This window comes from Enterobacter sp. RHBSTW-00975 (genome assembly GCF_013615235.1).
Classification (GTDB): domain Bacteria; phylum Pseudomonadota; class Gammaproteobacteria; order Enterobacterales; family Enterobacteriaceae; genus Enterobacter; species Enterobacter ludwigii.
The window spans coordinates 19,785-39,037 of record NZ_CP055883.1 but is presented as its reverse complement, the minus strand read 5'-3'; the positions used below and the strand labels follow the sequence as shown (position 1 = coordinate 39,037).

Below are 19,253 nucleotides of genomic sequence, written 5' to 3'. Positions count from 1 at the left end.
AAAATTAAAATGTAGAGCATTGCAGGGAGCGGGTCTGTAAAGGGGGGTAAAGGTGGAATGTAAAAAAAAGCCCGGCGGTCAACCGGGCAAAGAAGTTACCTGCACACTCAGGCTACTTTTAATTTCTGCATCCGATTTTCACGGCGGATCTTACGTTCTTCCAGCACCGCGACCATCGCCATCAGGACGATACAACCGATGGCGGCGGCATCCAGCGCGGCAAAGGTCCCGGCCCAGCCGGTGAGGCCGAAAATCGGCGTGCCGTCGGCGATCATACCCAGACCCAGCTTGGCGAAGCTGTCACCGATCAGGTAGGCGAAGGTGCCTTTAATTCCATCGGCAGCGCCGATCGCTTTTTTCGGTACGAAGCCGACTGCTGCCACGCCGATCAGCAGCTGTGGACCAAACACCAGGAAGCCGAGCGCGAACAGGGACGCCAGGTAAACGTACTGGTTGCTGGCGTGCTGGTAGACGCCGAGCGTGGCGATAATCAGCGCCAGCGCGACGCAGGCTACCAGCGCACGGCGACCATTGGCGAGGTCCGAGAGCCAGCCCCACAGCAGCGTGCCGACCAGCGCGCCCACTTCGAACAGGGTGAAGCCCTGAATAGCGACTTCTTTGGAGAGCTTCAGCTCCTGGAAGGCATACACGGTGGACCACTGGTCGATACCGATACGCACCACGTACAGGAAGATGTTGGAGAAACAGAGCAGCCAGATCACTTTGTTTTTCAGCACGTACTCAACAAAGATCTGCCATTTGGACATCTCGTTTTCTTCGGTCTCTTTGTCCTCTTCGCTGATCTCCTCGCCGAACAGCTCTTCGGCTTTGCCGAGGCCGTACGATTCCGGGGAGTCGCTGCCGTAGCGCAGGCCGATAAAGCCGACAATCAGGGCGATAATCGACGGGAAGATAAACATGCCGATCACGTGGCCGTCGAACAGGTAGTTTGCGCCGAACAGCGCCACGCCTGCCGCACCCGCCCCGCCGAGGTTGTGGGAGATGTTCCACATGCCGAGGTACGAACCACGCTTGCGGCGAGGGGTCCATTTGGTGATGGTGGAGTAACTGCACGACCCGCCGGTACTCTGGAAGAAACCGCTCAGGGCGTAGAAGGCGATCATCATGAACAGGCTGACGGAGCCCGCGCCCATGCTGGCGCTGAAGCCGAGCATACAGATGGCGGAGAGGATCAGCATAAACGGCAGGAACTGCTTGGTGTTTTTGCCGTCCGCGTAGTAGGAAACGACGGTTTTACCCACGCCGTAAGTGATGGAGAAGCCCAGGCCAATCATCCCCAGCTGCGTCATGCTCAGCCCGTAGGTTGAGATCATGTCGTTCTGCGCGATGTTAAAGTTTTTGCGGATCAGGTACATGGTCAGGTAGCCGATAAAGACCACCAGGTAAGACTGCATGAACGGTTTGAACCACATTTTACGCCGCACATCGAGCGGCAGATCCAGGGTCGGCTTGCGCACCTGATTTAAGAAGGCCAGCATGATTGGTTTACTCCTGAGCTGATTTTTGCAGCATTGTAAAAACCAGCCGGGAGCGACGCCTGAGACAGCGTCCAGGTGAAACCAGGAAAATTTCTTAGTTTTGCGCCATTCGGGATGAAAAGGTGAAGCACATCACGCTTCGTGTGCCTCGCGCGGCGCCTGCGCATGCAGGAACGGCAACAGCAGCAGGGCCGAAATCCCTGCCGCGATGGCGATCACGGCGAAGAAACCGCTCCAGTGCCAGACGTCGATCACCCGCGCCAGCGGCCAGCCGGAGAGCGATGCGCCAAGGTAAGCAAACAGCCCGACAAAGCCCGTCGCGGCCCCCGCGGCGTCTTTGTGTGAACACTCCGCCGCCGCCATGCCGATCAGCATCTGCGGGCCAAAGACGAAAAAGCCGGTGGTGAAGAAACACGCCGCCTGCATCACATAGCTGGCAAACGGCATCAGCCATAGCGAACCAACGGAAAGCAAAATCCCGGCGGCGAAGATCAGGTTCATCGGCCCGCGGTTACCGTTGAAGAGCTTATCCGAGCCCCAGCCCGCCACCAGCGCGCCGATAAAGCCGCCCAGCTCGAACATCGTCACCGCCGAGTTGGCGGTCACCAGATCGACGCCCAGGGTTTCGGACATATACAGATTGCCCCAGTCGTTGATCGCCGCACGCACCACGTAGACCAGCACGTAGCAGAGGGAGAGTAACCAGATATAGGGATTTAACAGCACATATTTGGTGAGGATCTCTTTACGCGTCAGCCCTGCACCTTCCTGCTGTTGAGCGACTTCCATCTCATCGTGCCGCCAGTCGCCTACCGCGGGCAAGCCCACGGTTTGTGGCCTGTCACGCAGTCGCCAGCAAAGAAACAGCCCGGCAACGATCGCCAGCCCGCCGGCAATCATCATTCCCGTGCGCCAGCCGTAGTGCAGCGCCGCCGCCCCGACCACCATCGGAATAAGCGCCCCCCCGACGTTATGCGCCGTGTTCCAGATAGCCCACCAGCCGCCACGCTCGTTGCGCGAGTACCAGGCGGTAAGCAGACGGGCACACACCGGCGCGCCCCATCCCTGGAAAAAGGCGTTCAACGCCCACAACAGCGCAAAGGCCCATAGCGAGGTGGAGAAGCCAAACAGAATGTTCACCATCCCGGTGGCAATGAGTCCAGAGCCCATAAAATAACGGGCATTCGAGCGGTCGCTGACGATACCGGAGAAGAACTTCGACAGGCCGTAGGTGATGTAAAACAGCGTCGCCAGCAGGCCAATATCGGTGCGTGTCATCACCCCGCTGGCGAGGATTTCCGGCGCGGCGGCATTGAAACTTTTGCGGGTAAAGTAAAAAAGCGCATACCCCAGCCAGATGGTGATCAGGATATGGCGACGCCAGTAACGATAGCGGGCGTCAATTTCACGTTTATCGTTTAGCGGGGCGGCATTCGCCGGGGTTTTAAACATGCTGACTCCTCAGCGGTAAACTGACGCTGACGCGCGTGCCGTGGGTGCAGGAGATGGTCAGGGTGCCACCCAACGCCTTGACGCGCTCACGCATGCCCGCCAGGCCAAAACCCAGCTGGCCGGAGCCCGGCGGCAGACCGCAGCCATCATCTTCAATCACCAGCATCAGGCGTTCATCCTGTTGCCATCCCTGCAGCGTTACCGCGCTGGCGCTGGCGTGCTTAACAATATTATTCAGCCCTTCCTGACAGACGCGGAACAGCGTGACGCGCTGGCCCTCGCTCAGCAAAGATTCATTGATGCGCCAGTCAAGATGACTGACGATCCCGCGGCTTTCCATCTCCATCTCGCGCATCAGCGACCGTACCGCCTGCTCAAGCGTAAGATCGTCCAGCTGGCGCGGTCGCAGCCTGCCAAGCAGTCGCCGCACCGAGTCATACACGCCAAGAGAGAGCTGTTCGATATGTGCCCCGCCCTGCTTTACGCCGGCGTTTTCGGCCGCCAGACGCTGAACGATGCCTGCCTGAGTGCGAATGGCGGTAATGGTCTGGCCGATGTCATCGTGCAACTCGCGGGCCACCTCCTGCCGGACGCTCTCTTCCGTTTCCAGCAGGCGTTCTGCCAGACGGCGATTACGCGCCAGCTCGGTTTGTAATGAGTGGTTAAGTTCACGCAGGCGCTGAATCCCGGCCCCCAGCAGCAGCCCGGTCAGACTCTGAGCCAGCAGGGAGAGCAGTAAATCGACGGGGTGATCGTGCCAGGTCTGGCTGGCAATCAGCGCGATAGCGTTCATCAGGGTGGCAATCAGCGCGCCCTGCCAGCCGTAGTGCCACGCGAGGGCGATAATCGGCAACGCCAGGCAAAACGGGGTAAAGCGCGACAGCTCATCGGGCAGGCCAAGCTGCAGCCACAGGCTGATCGCAAACAGCAGCAGATACCAGATAAGATGCCGGGCGCGCCAGTTTACCGGCTGAGAGACCAGCGCCGGTCCGAGCGGCTGCCAGACGGTACTGGTGAGGTAGTGCCAGATAACCAGACAGGTGGGAGCCAGCGTCAGACCGCCGGTCAGCGTCAGCAGAAGGGCGTTAAGCATCTCCTCCTCGCCGGTCCAGGGCAGGGACTGCAACAGCGCGGCGGCAATCAGCGCAGCCCCCTGACGCAGCAGCGTGCGCCAGTCGCGCTGGTGACGATAACGGGAGATCAGCGCCACCGGGATCAGTGTGAGTACGCTGCCCGTCAGCAGTAAAGGCAAGTGCGCCAGCGCCACCTCCTGCGCCAGCCAGACCAGCATCAGCCATTCGGCGCCCAGCAGTACCGGCCAGAAACCGCGCGGGCATTGCAGCATCAGCCCCAGACGCAGGCCAAACGGGAAAAGCAGCACCGCCAGCTCCGGGCGTTCAACCAGATGCAGGCTGATGCTCCACAGGCAGAACCAGGCGGCGGAGAAAATGGAAAAACTGGCAGCAACGGCGATCAGCCGTGAAAACAGCGGGTTCATTGCCAGCTGTCGAACATGCGGCGCGCCAGTTCAACGTCATTACTGACGCCGAGTTTTTCCATCAGGTTAGCGCGGTGAACGTGAACGGTTTTTGGCGACAGCCCCAGGTCCACGGCAATCTCTTTCACCGACATCCCCTGCGCCAGTTTTTCTGCCACCTGACGTTCGCGTCGGGTGAGTGGGTCCTGTCGCCCTGCCGCCAGCTTGATGGCGATATCCGGCGTCAGGTAGCACCCGCCGGTGGAGACCGTGCGTACGGCAGCGATCAGTTCGTCCGGGCTGCAGCGCTTGGAAAGAAAACCGCGTGCGCCTGCGTTCAGTGCCTGCTCCACCAGCGCCGGGCTGTCATGGACCGAGAGCATCACGATCGCCATCCCTTTCGGCAACTGGCTCAGCAGCTCGAGTCCTGAGAGATCCGGCATCGAGATATCGCAGATACAGACCTGGACACCGCGCCCGGGCAAACCTGCCAGCGCCTCGCGACCGGAGCCGAACTCCGCCACCACCTGAAAATCAGGCTCAAGGTTCAGCAGTTGGGCAAATCCGGAGCGGACGATGAGGTGGTCGTCAATAAGGGCGATGGTGGTCATGGCGCGTTCCTGGCGGGTTAAAAAACGCGCTTACCTTAACGATAAGCGCGTGGGGGTTCAAGCTTTGCGCTATTTACTCGAAGAACACCGCAATTTTGTTAAACATGGTGGGATCGGACTGGTTGCGCACCACTTTCTCGACATCTTCCAGCTTATCGATCTGCGCAATCATCTGCTCCAGACGCTGATCGTCATTCACCAGTAACCAGATGCGGCTGTGCTCGCTGCCCTGAATGGGCAGACAGAGGATACCTTCCACGTTAAACGCGCGGCGGGCAAAGAGCCCACAGACGTGCGTCATCACGCCTGGGTGGTTGCGGACGGTGAGTTCCAGAATGACGTTATCATGTTGTTTCTGCATGGCTTATTCCCCCACCATCTCAGTATTTGCCGCACCTGGCGGCACCATCGGGTACACTTTTTGTTCAGGATCGATACGCACGTGGATCAGCGCCGGGCCAGGACGAGAAATCGCCGCCTGCAGCGCCGCATGAGGGTCCGCTTCGGCGTTCAAATCGCAGGTATGCAGGCCAAAACCGGCGGCAATCTGCATAAAGTTAATCGTTCCTGGATAGGTCGCGGCAAACACGCCCTGCGTATAGAACAGACTCTGCTGCTGGTGCACCAGCCCCAGCGCCTGGTTGTTCATCAGGATGATTTTCACGTCTAACTGGTTTTCGGCTGCCGTCGCCATTTCCTGAATGTTCATCATCAGGCTACCGTCACCGGAGAAGCAGATCACCTTGCGATCGGGATTGGCCAGCGCCGCGCCCACTGCCGCCGGCAGGCCAAAGCCCATGGTCCCCAGCCCACCCGAGGTCAGCCACTGACGCGGACGGTTCAGCGGGTAGGCCTGGGCGGTCCACATCTGGTGCTGGCCCACGTCGGTGGTGATAATCGCGCTGTCATCAACGCAGGCGGCCACGGCGTTAATCAGCCCGTAATGGCTCAGCGGGTCTCCCTCGGTTGGGATAGCGCCCGGGAACTCTTTTTGCAGATCGGCAACCAGCTGACGCCAGTCGGCGCGATCGGAAGCGTTCGTTTGCGGAATCAACTGCGCCAGCACCTCGGCAACATCACCCTGAATCGCCACGTGCGGCTGCTTGATTTTACCCAGCTCGGCACGGTCGATATCCACATGAATGATTTTGGCGTTCGGGCAGAACTGCTCGGTCTTGCCAATCGCCCGGTCATCAAAACGTGCACCCAGAACAATCAGCAAATCCGCTTCTTGCAGAATGTAGTTCGTGCTGCGCGCGCCGTGCATCCCCAGCATACCCAGCGACAGCGGGTGCGCTTTTGGCAACATACCCAGCGCCATCAGGGTCATGGTGGTGGGCAGGCTGGCTTTCTCTGCGAGCTGGCGTACCGCGTCGGAGGCATTAATCGCCCCGCCACCCAGATAAAGCACCGGGCGTCTGGCGGCGTTAATCATCGCCGCTGCAGCCTGCACGCTCTCTGCGCGGAACTGCGGCGCTGGCGCACGTTCACCCGGCTCCGGCAGCACGTCAATCTCGATCTCTGCGGTCTGAACATCCTTAGGAATGTCTATCCACACCGGGCCGGGACGGCCGGATTGCGCAATACGAAACGCATCGCTGATAACCTGAGGAAGCTCGGCGATATCGCGAACTAAATAGTTATGTTTAGTGATGGGGATAGAGATGCCGTAGGTATCCACTTCCTGAAACGCATCGGTACCGATCATGGAGGACGGCACCTGGCCGGTGATGCAGATCAGTGGAATTGAGTCCAGGCGCGCGTCGGCGATAGCGGTGACCAGGTTAGTCGCACCCGGGCCACTGCAGGCCATACAGACCGCGGGTTTGCCCTGCGTACGCGCCATACCCTGAGCGATGAAACCCGCGCCCTGCTCGTGACGCGCCAGAACGTGACGAATCTGCGTGCTTTGGCTTAACGCATCATACAGCGGCAGCACGGTGCCGCCCGGAATCCCCGCAACCGTGGTGATGCCCTGTCGTTCCAGCAAATGAACGATTAACTGCGCGCCCGTGAAACGCGTTTTGGTGGATGTTGTGCCCGAACTTGCCATGCTCCAGTCCTTTTCTTCTGAGCCGACTTTCCGGGGAGGGTCCTTAAACGAAAAACCCCGCCCGGTTTGCGCCGGCGGGGTTTTGGATTCGTGTGTTGATCCAGTCCCTACGGCGCATTGCCGACGACCACCACCACACGCACGACGACCACTGCGGCTGGTTGCGCAGTTGCTAGTAGGGTCGAGGTGAACATGGATGCTGTCATTGGGGACCTGTGTTTGGAATCTATTGATAGAATTTATACAAACACAGCTTTTCGGGCATGACAATGGAAATATTTTCATCTGCGCAAAAATGCGTCGAAGATCACGTTTCGTTTGTTGCGTGCAGAAAACAAAAAACCTCGCCTGAGCGAGGTTTTTTTCAGAGGTTTTGCGGTTGGTCGCCGCAGAACACACTGTGTTACGTCAACGCAAAAAGTATACGCGATCGAAGACGAACGCGCAATTCGGGCACGGATTTTGACGTTTTTGAGTATGGACCGCCTTCTGAATTTTGTCCAAAAAATACTGTTCATGCATACAGTATTTATCTATACTGAGGGTGTTCGCAGTGAGCGAGGGGGCCGCAGTTCTACCGGCGCAACGAAGTCCTGGCTGAAACGGGTGGTGCCGTCAGTGCCTTAACCCCCTGAAGTGAGCACACTGTGTTACGTCAATCCAGGTGCTGGTCACAGGCGGCGGAAAGGTACGCCAGCATCGTGCTCCTTTTAACCAAAAGGAGACGCGTATGAGCGTAGTGGATATGGTGATACTTATCCTCAAACTCATTGTTGCTGTACTGCAACTACTTGATGCTGTCCTGAAATACCTTCGGTGATTCAGGTTCAAGTCGCACCTGAGAGGGGCGGGCAACCGCCCCTCTTTAATAACGAGGGAATGCTATGTCGCGTCTGTTAATTGAGCCTGTCACGCCAGAAGAACCTGGCTATATCGCCTTAAAGGCCGAAAGTATCGCATCGAATTTCAACATGCTGCGCCGGCTGGAAGAGAACTGGCAGCGCGGTGAAAACCGTTTTAACGCACCGGGCGAAAAGCTGCTGGGCGCCTTTTTGAACGGCAAGCTGGTGGGCGTATGCGGTCTTAACCGCGATCCCTTTAGCCAGCAGCCGCGCGCCGGCCGCATTCGTCATCTCTACGTCAGCGAGAAGTGCCGCGGGCTGGGCATTGGTAAGCAGCTTCTGACTGTGGTAATGGCCGATGCCAGCATCTGGTTTGATTTTCTCAATACCCACGCGCCGGACGCTGCATACGGGTTTTATCATCAGGCGGGCTTTACGCTGGTCTCGGATGAACCACGGGTCACACACCGTCTGTTTTGCGCGGTGTGACCGGCTGGCAGCATCAGGTTGTGAATGTTACAGTTGAGTGACAATTCACCGCCAGATACGCCATGACCATTACCGTCTTCTGCATTTTACTGTTCGCCGCGCTGCTGCATGCCAGCTGGAACGCCATTGTTAAAGCCGGTACAGACAAGCTCTATTCAGCAATCAGCGTTAGCGGTTCCGCCGCGTTTATCGCCCTGGTATTATTGCCCTTCTCCCCACAGCCGTCTGCTGCCAGCTGGCCGTTTTTAGGGGTCTCCTGCGCGCTGCAGGTGGTGTACACGGTGCTGGTTGCAAAGACCTACCAGGTCTCCGATATGAGCCAGACCTATCCGCTGATGCGCGGTACGGCACCGCTGCTGGTGGCATTGATAAGCGTGCTGGTGCTGGGAGATAGCCTGTCATGGCTCGCGTGGTCCGGCATCGCCGTGATCTGCCTGTCGATTCTGGCTATGGCCATGAACGGCCGCATGACGTCGCGTAAGGGGGTCTGGCTTGCACTGCTCAACGCCTGCTTTATCGCCGGGTATACGCTGGTCGATGGCACCGGCGTGCGGTTATCAGACACCGCGCTGGGCTATACGCTGTGGACCTTCTTTATGAATGGCTTCTGCCTGCTCTTGTGGGCGATGATAGCGCGCCGACGGGAAGCCTCCAGATACCTGCGTACGCACTGGAAAAAAGGGCTGCTCGGGGGGATCGGCACCATGGGCTCTTACGGGCTGGCGCTCTGGGCGATGACCCAGGCTCCGCTGGCCGTGGTCGCCGCCCTGCGTGAAACATCCATCCTCTTCGGGGCGCTGATCGCATTTGTGCTGTTAAAAGAGAAGGTTGCGGGCCTGCGTATCGCGGCCGCAGTGGGAATTGCGGGCGGGGCGATCCTGCTGCGCCTGGCATAAATCACTGGCAACATTAGTTGCCGATCTTGTTTACAAATCCTGCCTTTACCCCTTCTGACATTCATCACAGGAATGCTTAATTTGTCATCTCTCTGTGGTAGATTCCTCGCGCATTTATGGGAATGCGTAGTCACTTATTCTTTATTTCTCTCTTTTGGCAAAAGTATTCAGCGACATGAAAAAACACAGGAACGTTAACTTATTGTTGATGCTGGTGTTACTGGTGGCCGTCGGTCAGATGGCGCAAACCATCTACATTCCGGCGATCGCCGATATGGCAAAGGAACTTAACGTCCGCGAGGGCGCAGTACAGAGCGTAATGGCAGCTTATCTGCTGACCTATGGCGTTTCGCAGCTGTTCTATGGACCGCTGTCTGACCGCGTCGGGCGTCGCCCGGTGATTCTGGTGGGTATGTCCATTTTCATGGTGGCGACGGTGATTGCCATTACCACCCATAACCTGACCATATTGATTGCCGCCAGCGCCCTGCAGGGTGTCGGCACCGGCGTCGGAGGGGTGATGGCGCGAACCCTGCCACGCGATCTCTATCAGGGCACCCAGCTCCGCCATGCCAACAGTTTGTTAAATATGGGGATTCTGGTGAGCCCTCTGCTGGCGCCGCTGATTGGTGGCCTGCTCGATACGATGTGGTCCTGGCGTGCCTGCTACGCTTTCCTGCTGGTGCTGTGCGTAATTGTGACCTTCAGCATGGCGCGGTGGATGCCGGAAACCCGGCCAACGGACGCGCCACGCACCCGCCTTATCACCAGCTATAAAACGCTGTTCGGCAACGGCGCGTTTACCTGTTATCTGCTGATGCTGGTTGGTGGCCTGGCGGGTATTGCCGTGTTTGAAGCCTGCTCCGGCGTGCTGCTGGGTGCCGGGCTTGGCCTGAGCAGCATGGTGGTCAGTATCCTGTTTATTCTGCCCATCCCGGCCGCGTTCTTTGGTGCCTGGTTTGCCGGCCGTCAGAACAAGCGTTTCTCAACGCTGATGTGGCAGTCGGTGATCAGCTGCCTGCTGGCAGGTCTGATGATGTGGATCCCGGGGCTGTTTGGCGTGATGACCGTCTGGACGCTGCTGATCCCGGCGGCGCTGTTCTTCTTCGGCGCGGGGATGCTGTTCCCGCTCGCCACCAGCGGCGCAATGGAGCCGTTCCCGTTCCTCGCAGGCACGGCGGGCGCACTGGTGGGGGGACTGCAGAACATCGGTTCCGGCGCGCTGGCCTGGCTCTCGGCGATGATGCCGCAAACTGGCCAGGCTAGTCTGGGGTTGCTGATGACGCTGATGGGGCTGCTGATTTTACTGTGCTGGCTGCCGCTGGCGTCGCGTGTTCCCCATCACGAGCAGCCGGTTTAACTGCATGATGGCCCGGCTTCTCGCCGGGCTTTTCACAAACAGGCGCGATCATGGCCTGCAGCAGCGGCTCTGGTGCAGGACGCCAGGCGCCCTCTTCCCCGTCGTAAAACTGAATATCCGCGTTGATAGCGTAGGGAATGTTGGCCTTTTGCAGTTCGCAGGCCATAAACGAGGCAAACGCCATTTGCGATGCGGTTGGGGTGAAGTGATTTGATTCACCTACGCCCCAGCCGCCCACCCAGCTGACGTGACCGGTTTTTTGCTGCCAGTGCAGCGCGGTCGCAATACGATTATGGATAGCCGCTTTCTCCGCCACCGTCCCGGACGTCCACGGATATTTACCGTTACTCTTTAGCGGACCCCACGGGAAAATGTGCCACTCCGCCAGCAGATAATTTTGGCTGTGCGCCGGGAGTTTCAGGCTGGAGAGGTCTTCTGGCGCAGCCCGCAGACGTGGCGCGATGAAGATCATGCGATTAGCATCAATTGCATGAATGTCTTTGACGGTTTTCTCGTAAACCCGGTTAAGCGACGCGGCGTTATGGTTGAGCTTGTCCGCCGGTTCATAAATCAGGTCAAAACCCAGCAGGGGATAGCTTTGGCCGAAGTAGTGCGCCACGGCAATCCACCAGTTAATCACCTCTTTTTCCGTCTCGGCTTTCGGGTCGTTTTTATATTCATCGGCCTGATAAGCGATAATCGGGATCACCCCGTATTGCTCGCAGGCTTCCACCAGCTTACGCAGATGAATCAGCCGCGCTTCCGTCGGTTCATCGGCCACGCGGATACGCACATGGCTGATACCCTTCGCACGAAAATCGCGAACCACCAGCGGATCGAACTCCCGAATGCCGCGCTCGGTGCGCGCCCAGTCTACGTCCATCCCCACGCCCAGCTTTTGCGCATAAAGCGCAGCCGTCAGCGGTGGCTCAGCGGCAATCCCCCAGCCGGAAGAGAACAGTAACGCAGTGGCAATCAAAGGCTTTAACACGGTGTACCTTGCGAGAAATCAAAAGCATTACCTGTATTTAGCACGCTTTTTCACATTTGGTGTAGCGCCAAAGCGTAATAATTCTTCAGCCAGCCAGTTCTCTCAGCCAGCTAATAAAGGCATCAATTTTCGGCCACTGTCGTCCTGGCAGGGTCGACATGTAGTAATGCTGATGGCATTTAAGCGTTTTCTCCCCAAACGGTGCAATCAACTCACCGCGTTCGAGCCGCTTTTGTACCAGCCGTTTTCGCCCCATCGCGACCCCGACATGGTTCATTGCCGCGACAATCGCTAAATCAGAGCGATCGAAGCCAATGCCCGATGATGATGGCATGTTCACTGCAAAATGCGCCGCCCAGCTGAGCCATTCATCGGTACCGGAATCATTGCTCCAGGCCTGGCGATCGTGCAGGAGCGTACAGTGGCTGAGGTGGCCGGGATTTTTCAGCAGGTCATGTTCCCGGGCATACGCCGGCGAGCAGACGGGTAAAATCGCCTCGTCCATCAGGAAATGATGCGTCAAATTGGCTGGCGGCGTATCGTCGAAATAGAGCGCCAGATCGATACCGGTTCGCTGCATGTTGACGTTTTCATTGCCGGTCAGGATGGTCAGCGAGATCGCGGGATAACGTCGGGTGAAATCCCCGAGCATAGGCACCAGCCAGCACTGGGCAATCGACGGGCGAGAGTAAACCGTCAACGTGCCGGACAGCGCCTGGTTCTTGATATCCAGGATCTCCTGGTTCAACGTATCCAGCGACGATTTCAGCGTCCAGTAGACGCGTTTCCCCTCCTGCGTCAGCTCCACTTTACGGTGGGAGCGGACAAACAGCGCTATCCCTAACTCCTCTTCCAGCAGGTTGATACGGTGACTCACCGCACTGGGGCTGAGCGACAGCTCCTCCGCCGCCAGCGCGAAGGACTCGTGGCGGGCGGCCACTTCAAACGTATACATTTTTGACAGCTGCCAGCCGTTTAACAGCCGGTTTCGACCTTCATTTGCGTCATTCATCGCACTTCTCACACGGACTTTTGCTGCTCAGGATACCGCTCAAAGTTGAATTTATGTGAACCAAACACGTATTAAGTGCGCTTTTTTGAGTCCAGTCACGCGCTTGATCCAATCTGGCTCACCTGAAAGGCAATTTATATCGTTTGTCAGCACCCGCTGATTTTTCGTCCAATACCCGTAAATAACATAAGGGTGAGGTGAGATATGGGTGCTCAGGTCTGGGTTGTGGCGACGCTGCTCATCAGCATCGCGTTAATCGTATTAACTATCGTAAAACTGAAGTTTCACCCGTTCCTGGCGCTGCTGCTGGCGAGCTTTTTTGTCGGTGCCATGATGGGAATGCGCCCGCTGGACATGGTAAATGCCATTGAAAGCGGTATTGGCGGCACGCTCGGCTTCCTGGCGGCGGTGATTGGGCTTGGCACCATCCTCGGCAAGATGATGGAGGTGTCCGGTGCGGCAGAACGCATTGGGATAGCGCTTCAGCGTTGCCGCTGGCTGTCAGCCGATGTCATCATGGTACTGGTGGGGCTTATCTGCGGCATTACGCTGTTTGTTGAAGTCGGCGTCGTCCTGCTGATCCCGCTGGCCTTCTCCATCGCCAAAAAGACCCATACCTCGCTGCTGAAGCTGGCCATTCCCCTCTGTACCGCGCTGATGGCGGTGCACTGCGTGGTTCCGCCGCACCCGGCAGCCCTGTTTGTCACGAATAAGCTGGGGGCGGACGTGGGGACGGTTATCGTCTACGGTCTGATGGTTGGCCTGCTGGCCTCGCTGGTTGGCGGCCCGCTGTTCCTGAAATTGCTGGGCGATCGCCTGCCCTTCAAAGCCGTCCCGGCTGAATTTTCTGACCTCAATGTTCGTGAAGAACATACGCTGCCCTCGCTGGGAGCCACGCTGTTTACCGTGCTGCTGCCCATCGGCCTGATGCTGGTGAAGACCCTCGCCGAGCTGAATATGGCAAGAGAAGGCACGCTGTATACGCTGCTGGAATTTATCGGTAACCCGATCACCGCCATGTTCATCGCCGTGTTCGTCGCCTATTACCTGCTGGGGCTGCGCCAGCATATGGGGATGGGTACGATGCTGACCCATACCGAGCATGGCTTTGGCGCCATCGCCAACATTCTGTTGATAATCGGCGCGGGCGGCGCGTTTAACGCCATCCTCAAAACCAGCGGCCTGGCCGATACCCTGGCGCACATTCTGTCGAACCTGAATATGCACCCGATCCTGCTCGCGTGGCTGGTGGCGCTGGTTCTGCACGCGGCGGTGGGGTCGGCCACGGTGGCGATGATGGGCGCAACCGCCATCGTCGCACCCATGCTGCCGCTCTATCCTAACGTCAGTCCGGAGATCATCACCATTGCCATCGGTTCCGGTGCCATTGGCTGCACGATCGTGACCGATTCCCTCTTCTGGCTGGTGAAGCAGTACTGCGGTGCCAGCCTGAACGAGACCCTGAAGTACTATACGACGGCGACGTTTATCGCCTCGGTACTTGCACTTGGCAGCACATTCCTGCTTTCTTTCATTATCTGAGCGCGAAGAGACGTACTATGGAAAACGCAACTATCAGCACCTTAACCGCACAGTTCCCTCTGATTGAGGATCTGATTGCCCTGAAAGAGACCACCTGGCTAAACCCGCGCACCACCTCGCTTGCTGAAGGGTTGCCGTATGTCGGGCTGAGCAAAGCCGATGTGGACGATGCGCATGCACGCCTTAACCGCTTTGCGCCGTATCTGGCAAAAGCGTTCCCCGAAACGGCGGCCACGCAGGGGATTATCGAGTCCGAGCTGGTGGCTATCCCGGCGATGCAGAAAAGGCTGGAAAACGAATCGGGGGTGGCCATTCCCGGCACGCTGCTGCTGAAAAAAGACAGTCATCTGCCTATCTCTGGCTCCATCAAAGCGCGCGGGGGCATCTATGAAGTGCTGACTCACGCCGAAAAACTGGCGCTGGAAGCAGGGTTGCTGAGCGTCGAAGACGATTACAGCATCCTGCTGGAACCGCGTTTTAAAGCGTTCTTCAGCCAGTACAGTATCGCGGTGGGATCCACCGGCAACCTCGGGATGTCCATTGGCATCATGAGCGCGCGCATCGGCTTTCAGGTTACGGTGCACATGTCTGCCGATGCCCGTGAGTGGAAAAAAGCCAAACTGCGTAGCCACGGTGTGATCGTTGTGGAATATGAGCAGGATTACGGCGTGGCGGTGGAGCAAGGACGTAAGGCCGCGGAGAGCGATCCGAACTGTTTCTTTATCGACGATGAGAACTCCCGCACGCTGTTCCTCGGCTATGCGGTGGCAGGCGAGCGGCTAAAAGCGCAGTTTGCCGCGCAGGGCCGCGTGGTGGATGCGGAACATCCGCTGTACGTCTATTTGCCTTGTGGCGTCGGTGGCGGTCCTGGCGGCGTGGCGTTTGGCCTGAAGCTGGCCTTTGGCGACAACGTACACTGTTTCTTCGCCGAGCCGACGCACTCCCCGTGCATGCTGCTGGGCGTCTACACCGGGCTGCATGATGCCATCGCCGTGCAGGATCTGGGTATCGACAACGTGACGGCCGCCGACGGGCTGGCGGTTGGACGCGCGTCTGGCTTTGTGGGCCGGGCGATGGAGCGGCTGCTTGACGGGTTCTATACCCTTTCCGATCAAAGCATGTACGACATGCTCGGCTGGCTGGCGCAGGAAGAAGGCATTCGCCTTGAGCCGTCGGCGCTGGCGGGCATGGCCGGGCCGCTGCGTGTTCCTGTCGCATCCGCGAACGCGACCCATCTGGTCTGGGCAACCGGCGGCGGAATGGTGCCGGAAGACGAGATGGCGAAGTACCTGGCTAAAGGGAAAAAATAAACTGCAGATGGGTGACCGCAAACAGCAGTGACAACGACAGCACCGCGAGGGCGATCAGGAACTTATCGCGCACCGCCTTCGGCTGTACAAAATCGTCCTGCGTCACATCCATTACGTTGCGACTGCGGGTATAGCGCCACAAAACGATCGCCACAAGCGCCAGCACGACCAGTGAGATCCAGAATGGCACGCCTGTGCGATGCCAGTTGTGCTTGATGGCGAGGGCAATCAGCGCGCCATACCCCAGTAACGTACGCAGCCAGGCCAGCGACGTCCGCTCCGGCTGCAGGCCGGGGTCGGCTTCGCGTCGCGCTTTGCGGTTATCCACCATACAACACCAGCACCATCACCACACCCGCTACCGCCAGCAAAATCATGCTGATGATGAGTAACCCACGCGTATACGGGAGATCCTGCTTGAGCCGCATCGCCTTTTCGTTACGCAGCCAGCGCAGGTAGCCGTAAATGGCCAGCACACCGGCAAACAGGCACAGCAGCAACGCCAGCACTTCGCGGATCAGCGGCGTGGCAAAATCAGGCGCGAGCTGGTCAAGCCCCACACCCGCGGCGAGAAAGCCCAACGCGGTGCGGATCCATGCGAGGAACGTACGCTCATTAGCCAGCGAGAAGCGGTAGTCAGGGGCTTCACCGAGGCGGGAAATTTTCATGAAGATTCCTTGTCTGCTACAGGCAGGTTCCAGCATAGCGTAAATCGACAAGGACAAGGAGACCGGCATCGGGCGATGCCGGTCAGGACGATTAATGCAGCGCTGGCCAGTACGCTTTGTTGGCCTCGATCAGATCATCCAGAATCGCTTTCGCAACGGAGGCGCTCGGCACCGTTTTCGACAGCGTAATCGCCTGCCACAATTTCTGGTACGAGCGCTGCTCCCAGGCATCCACTACCAGTTTTTCCACCGCTACCTGTTGGCTCATCAACCCTTTCTGGAAGTGTGGAATGTCGCCCACCGTTAACGGCTCCGGCCCGTTATGACCGACCAGGCACGGAATTTCTACCATCGCGTCGGCATCAAAGTTATGAATGGCACCGTTGTTGGGCACAATCAGCAGCATGCGCTCCTGAGTGTTGAAGGCAATCGCAGTCGCCAGATCGACGATGTACGACGCATGTTCGTCGATTTCCAGCTCCCCGGCGGATGATACACCGGCTTCGATAATCGCCCGGCAGGCGCTGAACACATGCTTCTCACGGTGATCCATCACCTCGTTAGCGCGCGTGCGTTCCGGATTGGAGTGCGCGACCACGTAGTCCGGGAACAGGTAATATTTCAAATAGGTGTTTGGCATGGTGTCAGGATCCAGCGCCTGCACATCTTTTGCCTTCGCGAACGTGTCGTTCCAGCTGGCTTCGGTATGGGCATTGTCAGAGGGCGGCACATAGCCATTTTTCGCGACATATTCGCGCAGTTTCGGCATTAAATCATTGCCGTTTGCATCTTCAATGGATGTCCACCATCCGAAGTGGTTCAGCCCGTAGTAACGCACGCGCATCTCTTTACGGTCTTTAAGGCCGACTATCTGCGCCATACGCCCTTCAATGCCGATGGGCATATCGCAGATGTTGAGGATTTTGGCGTTGGGTCGCAGGCGACGGGTCGCTTCAGCCACGATGGCCGCCGGATTCGAGTAGTTCAGCATCCACGCATTCGGGGAGTATTGCTCCATATAATCGACCAGCTCCAGCACGCCGCCAATAGAGCGCATGCCGTAGGCGATCCCGCCGGGTCCGCAGGTCTCCTGACCCAGCACATCGTGACGCAGGGGGATTTTCTCGTCTTTTTCACGCATCGGGTATTTCCCCACGCGGATATGTGCCATCACAAAATCGACGTCGGTAAAGGCTGCTTCAGGATCGGTGGTATAGCTAAACTCAATCTCCGGAGCCTGCTCTTTAAGGATGATCTTGCACGCCTCGGCGATGGTCTCCTGACGTGCGCCGTCGTTGTCATAGAATTTCAGCGCGCGCAGCGGAAAACGGTCACGGTTGGCTAACAGCATCAGGACGATCCCCGGCGTGAAGGTACTGCCGCCGCCTGCAATGACAACTGAGAATTTTTTCATGATATAGCCTCTGTCAGGGTAGTTTGTTCGTTTGTTGAAGGGGTTTTCATCAGCGATTCAAGCTGGTCTCGCACCTGAGGAACGTGCAGTCCAACAATCACCTGAATGCCGTTGCCGCGTCGCACCACACCGTGTGCGCCCAGGGCCTTAAAGACGTCATCGCTTTGGGTTTGCGCCATGTCGACCAGCGCGATACGTAAGCGGGTGGCGCAGTTATTAATGCTTTCGATATTGGCCGCGCCGCCCAGCGCCTGCAGGAATCCGGCGGCTTGCCCAACCTGCTGGCTGGCGGCAGCCGGTGCGGTGGTTTGCCCGCGTGCCGCTTTATAATCCGCCTTGCTGTAAAGTTTGACTTCGCTCTCTTCACGGCCCGGGGTTTTAAGGTTCAACCGTTCAATCAGCGTTTTGAAGACCACGAAATAGAGGCCGGTGAAGCAAAGACCGATACCCATCTGGGTGAATACCGTCGAGGCGTGGTTGTGGAACATGGGGATCCAGTTTTGCGGCAGGAACTGGTCCAGCAGTCCGCCGCCCATGTTGCCCACGACGCCGAAGATGTACATCACCGTCGCCATCGTGGCGGCCAGAACGGCGTGGACGGCAAACAGCAGCGGCGAAATGAACAGGAAGGTGAATTCCAGCGGCTCGGTAATGCCCACCAGCACGGCGGTCAGCGTGGCCGGGATCAGCAGGCCTGCCACTTTGACGCGGTTTTCCGGTGATGCGGTGTACCAGAGCGCCAGCGCAATCCCGACAGAGCCAAACACTTTGGCGTTGCCGTGAAGCGCAAAACCGCCTTCCGGGAACAGGGTTTTCAGCGGCAGCGTGCTTTGGCTAAATTCCTGAAGATGCTGCGCCCAATAAACCTGGATGCCGCCCTCGACCGCTGCCGGGCCAAAGATAAACGGACCGTAGACAAAGTGGTGTAATCCGGTAGGGATCAGAATGCGTTCCAGGAAGGTATAAACCCACACTCCCAGCGCACCGGCAGAGCGTAAAAAGGCCTGCAGGGACTCAATGCCCAGCTGCACTTTCGGCCAGCCCAGCAGCGTCAGCCAGGCGCAGGGGATCATCACAAAGAACGCGAGGATAACGACAAACGAGGTGCCCTGAAAAATCCCCAGGAAAACAGGCAACTGCTTGTCGAAATAGCGGTTGTGGATGGCGGTGACAATCCCCGAAATCACAATCGCCCCAATGATGCTGGTATCGAGCGTTTTGATACCGGCAATCATGGCCAGTCCGCTGCCGGCAGTGGGCTCAGCGGCGAAGTCGACGCCAAAGAAATGACCCCATGTCATCCCCATCGCATTGATAAAGTAGTTCCAGGTCAGAAAACTGATCAGCACCGCCAGGCAGGCGCGGCCCTGCGCCTGCTTCGCCAGACCAATCGGTAAACCCACGGCAAAAATCAGCGGCATATTGCGAAACACCGCCCAGCCGCCCTCTTCAATGATGTGAACAATTTGCGCGAACAGATTATCGGGGGCGGTTAAGGCCTCGCCCACAAACAGCGGGTTGCGAAGCATGATGGCGATCCCGACCACGATCCCGGCAAAGGGAAATAACAACACCGGGGTAAACATGGCGCCGCCAAAACGTTGTATTTGACTGAGCATTTTTAAATCCTCACGTAA

19 protein-coding genes are annotated in these 19,253 nt (G+C 58.0%); 6 read left to right on the top strand and 13 right to left on the bottom strand.

What is annotated here, in order from left to right:
* Positions 1–107: 107 nt before the first annotated feature.
* The 7 genes from uhpT to ivbL all read right to left on the bottom strand — a co-directional run bounded on the left by uhpT (position 108) and on the right by ivbL (position 7,298).
* Complete coding sequence (uhpT, locus tag HV340_RS00185; protein ID WP_020882733.1) at positions 108–1,499, bottom strand: hexose-6-phosphate:phosphate antiporter; 1,392 nt, start codon at positions 1,497–1,499, stop codon at positions 108–110.
* 132 nt (positions 1,500–1,631) lie between these two features.
* Positions 1,632–2,951 carry an MFS transporter gene (locus tag HV340_RS00180; protein ID WP_063925789.1) on the bottom strand — a complete coding sequence of 440 codons (1,320 nt, stop codon included), beginning with the start codon at positions 2,949–2,951 and terminating at the stop codon, positions 1,632–1,634.
* Positions 2,944–4,449 (bottom strand): signal transduction histidine-protein kinase/phosphatase UhpB, encoded by a 1,506-nt coding sequence (gene uhpB / locus HV340_RS00175; protein WP_063925790.1) that lies wholly within the window; start codon positions 4,447–4,449, stop codon positions 2,944–2,946. The genes HV340_RS00180 and uhpB overlap by 8 nt, the downstream gene beginning before the upstream one ends.
* Entirely contained in the window at positions 4,446–5,039 is a 594-nt protein-coding gene (uhpA, locus tag HV340_RS00170; protein WP_014167987.1) for a transcriptional regulator UhpA, read from the bottom strand. Before uhpA ends, uhpB begins: the two co-directional genes overlap by 4 nt.
* Positions 5,040–5,112: 73 nt before the next feature.
* Positions 5,113–5,400 carry an acetolactate synthase small subunit gene (ilvN, locus tag HV340_RS00165; protein WP_014167986.1) on the bottom strand — a complete coding sequence of 96 codons (288 nt, stop codon included), beginning with the start codon at positions 5,398–5,400 and terminating at the stop codon, positions 5,113–5,115.
* 3 nt (positions 5,401–5,403) lie between these two features.
* Positions 5,404–7,092 (bottom strand): acetolactate synthase large subunit, encoded by a 1,689-nt coding sequence (ilvB, locus tag HV340_RS00160; protein WP_059305822.1) that lies wholly within the window; start codon positions 7,090–7,092, stop codon positions 5,404–5,406.
* A gap of 107 nt (positions 7,093–7,199) precedes the next feature.
* A complete protein-coding gene (gene ivbL / locus HV340_RS00155) occupies positions 7,200–7,298 on the bottom strand; it encodes an ilvB operon leader peptide IvbL (RefSeq protein ID WP_071605430.1) in 99 nt (32 codons plus the stop codon).
* Between the two features lie 524 nt (positions 7,299–7,822).
* Between ivbL and tisB the strand changes: the two genes are divergently transcribed.
* The 4 genes from tisB (at position 7,823) to emrD (ending at position 10,679) form a co-directional block, all read left to right on the top strand.
* A complete protein-coding gene (tisB, locus tag HV340_RS00150) occupies positions 7,823–7,912 on the top strand; it encodes a type I toxin-antitoxin system toxin TisB (RefSeq protein ID WP_020684667.1) in 90 nt (29 codons plus the stop codon).
* Between the two features lie 64 nt (positions 7,913–7,976).
* On the top strand, positions 7,977–8,423 hold the full coding sequence (locus HV340_RS00145; RefSeq protein ID WP_014167984.1) for a GNAT family N-acetyltransferase: 447 nt from the start codon (positions 7,977–7,979) through the stop codon (positions 8,421–8,423).
* Positions 8,424–8,485: 62 nt separating this feature from the next.
* Positions 8,486–9,319: an EamA family transporter gene (locus HV340_RS00140; protein WP_025206528.1), complete on the top strand. Its 834-nt coding sequence runs from the start codon at positions 8,486–8,488 to the stop codon at positions 9,317–9,319.
* Positions 9,320–9,494: 175 nt separating this feature from the next.
* On the top strand, positions 9,495–10,679 hold the full coding sequence (emrD, locus tag HV340_RS00135; RefSeq protein WP_020882737.1) for a multidrug efflux MFS transporter EmrD: 1,185 nt from the start codon (positions 9,495–9,497) through the stop codon (positions 10,677–10,679).
* On the opposite strand, the gene HV340_RS00130 is transcribed toward emrD, so the two are convergent.
* On the bottom strand, positions 10,582–11,670 hold the full coding sequence (locus tag HV340_RS00130) for a cellulase family glycosylhydrolase (RefSeq protein WP_059305820.1): 1,089 nt from the start codon (positions 11,668–11,670) through the stop codon (positions 10,582–10,584). The two genes, emrD and HV340_RS00130, sit on opposite strands and share 98 nt — an antisense overlap.
* An 85-nt stretch (positions 11,671–11,755) precedes the next feature.
* Positions 11,756–12,682, bottom strand: a complete 927-nt coding sequence (gene dsdC / locus HV340_RS00125) for a DNA-binding transcriptional regulator DsdC (RefSeq protein WP_047355944.1) — start codon at positions 12,680–12,682, stop codon at positions 11,756–11,758.
* A 204-nt stretch (positions 12,683–12,886) separates the two neighbouring features.
* Here dsdC and dsdX point away from each other — a divergent pair, with 204 nt between their 5' ends.
* Both dsdX and dsdA read left to right on the top strand, forming a co-directional pair.
* Entirely contained in the window at positions 12,887–14,224 is a 1,338-nt protein-coding gene (gene dsdX, locus HV340_RS00120; protein ID WP_014167979.1) for a D-serine transporter DsdX, read from the top strand.
* A 17-nt stretch (positions 14,225–14,241) separates the two neighbouring features.
* Entirely contained in the window at positions 14,242–15,534 is a 1,293-nt protein-coding gene (dsdA, locus tag HV340_RS00115) for a D-serine ammonia-lyase (RefSeq protein WP_032680040.1), read from the top strand.
* On the opposite strand, the gene HV340_RS00110 is transcribed toward dsdA, so the two are convergent.
* The 4 genes from HV340_RS00110 to HV340_RS00095 all read right to left on the bottom strand — a co-directional run bounded on the left by HV340_RS00110 (position 15,518) and on the right by HV340_RS00095 (position 19,235).
* A complete protein-coding gene (locus HV340_RS00110) occupies positions 15,518–15,865 on the bottom strand; it encodes a DUF202 domain-containing protein (protein ID WP_014167977.1) in 348 nt (115 codons plus the stop codon). The genes dsdA and HV340_RS00110 overlap by 17 nt on opposite strands.
* Positions 15,855–16,202, bottom strand: a complete 348-nt coding sequence (locus HV340_RS00105) for a YidH family protein (protein ID WP_020882741.1) — start codon at positions 16,200–16,202, stop codon at positions 15,855–15,857. The genes HV340_RS00110 and HV340_RS00105 overlap by 11 nt, the downstream gene beginning before the upstream one ends.
* 91 nt (positions 16,203–16,293) lie before the next feature.
* On the bottom strand, positions 16,294–17,616 hold the full coding sequence (locus HV340_RS00100; protein ID WP_059305819.1) for a 6-phospho-alpha-glucosidase: 1,323 nt from the start codon (positions 17,614–17,616) through the stop codon (positions 16,294–16,296).
* Positions 17,613–19,235 carry an alpha-glucoside-specific PTS transporter subunit IIBC gene (locus HV340_RS00095; protein ID WP_047742693.1) on the bottom strand — a complete coding sequence of 541 codons (1,623 nt, stop codon included), beginning with the start codon at positions 19,233–19,235 and terminating at the stop codon, positions 17,613–17,615. Before HV340_RS00095 ends, HV340_RS00100 begins: the two co-directional genes overlap by 4 nt.
* Between the last annotated feature and the right edge of the window lie 18 nt (positions 19,236–19,253).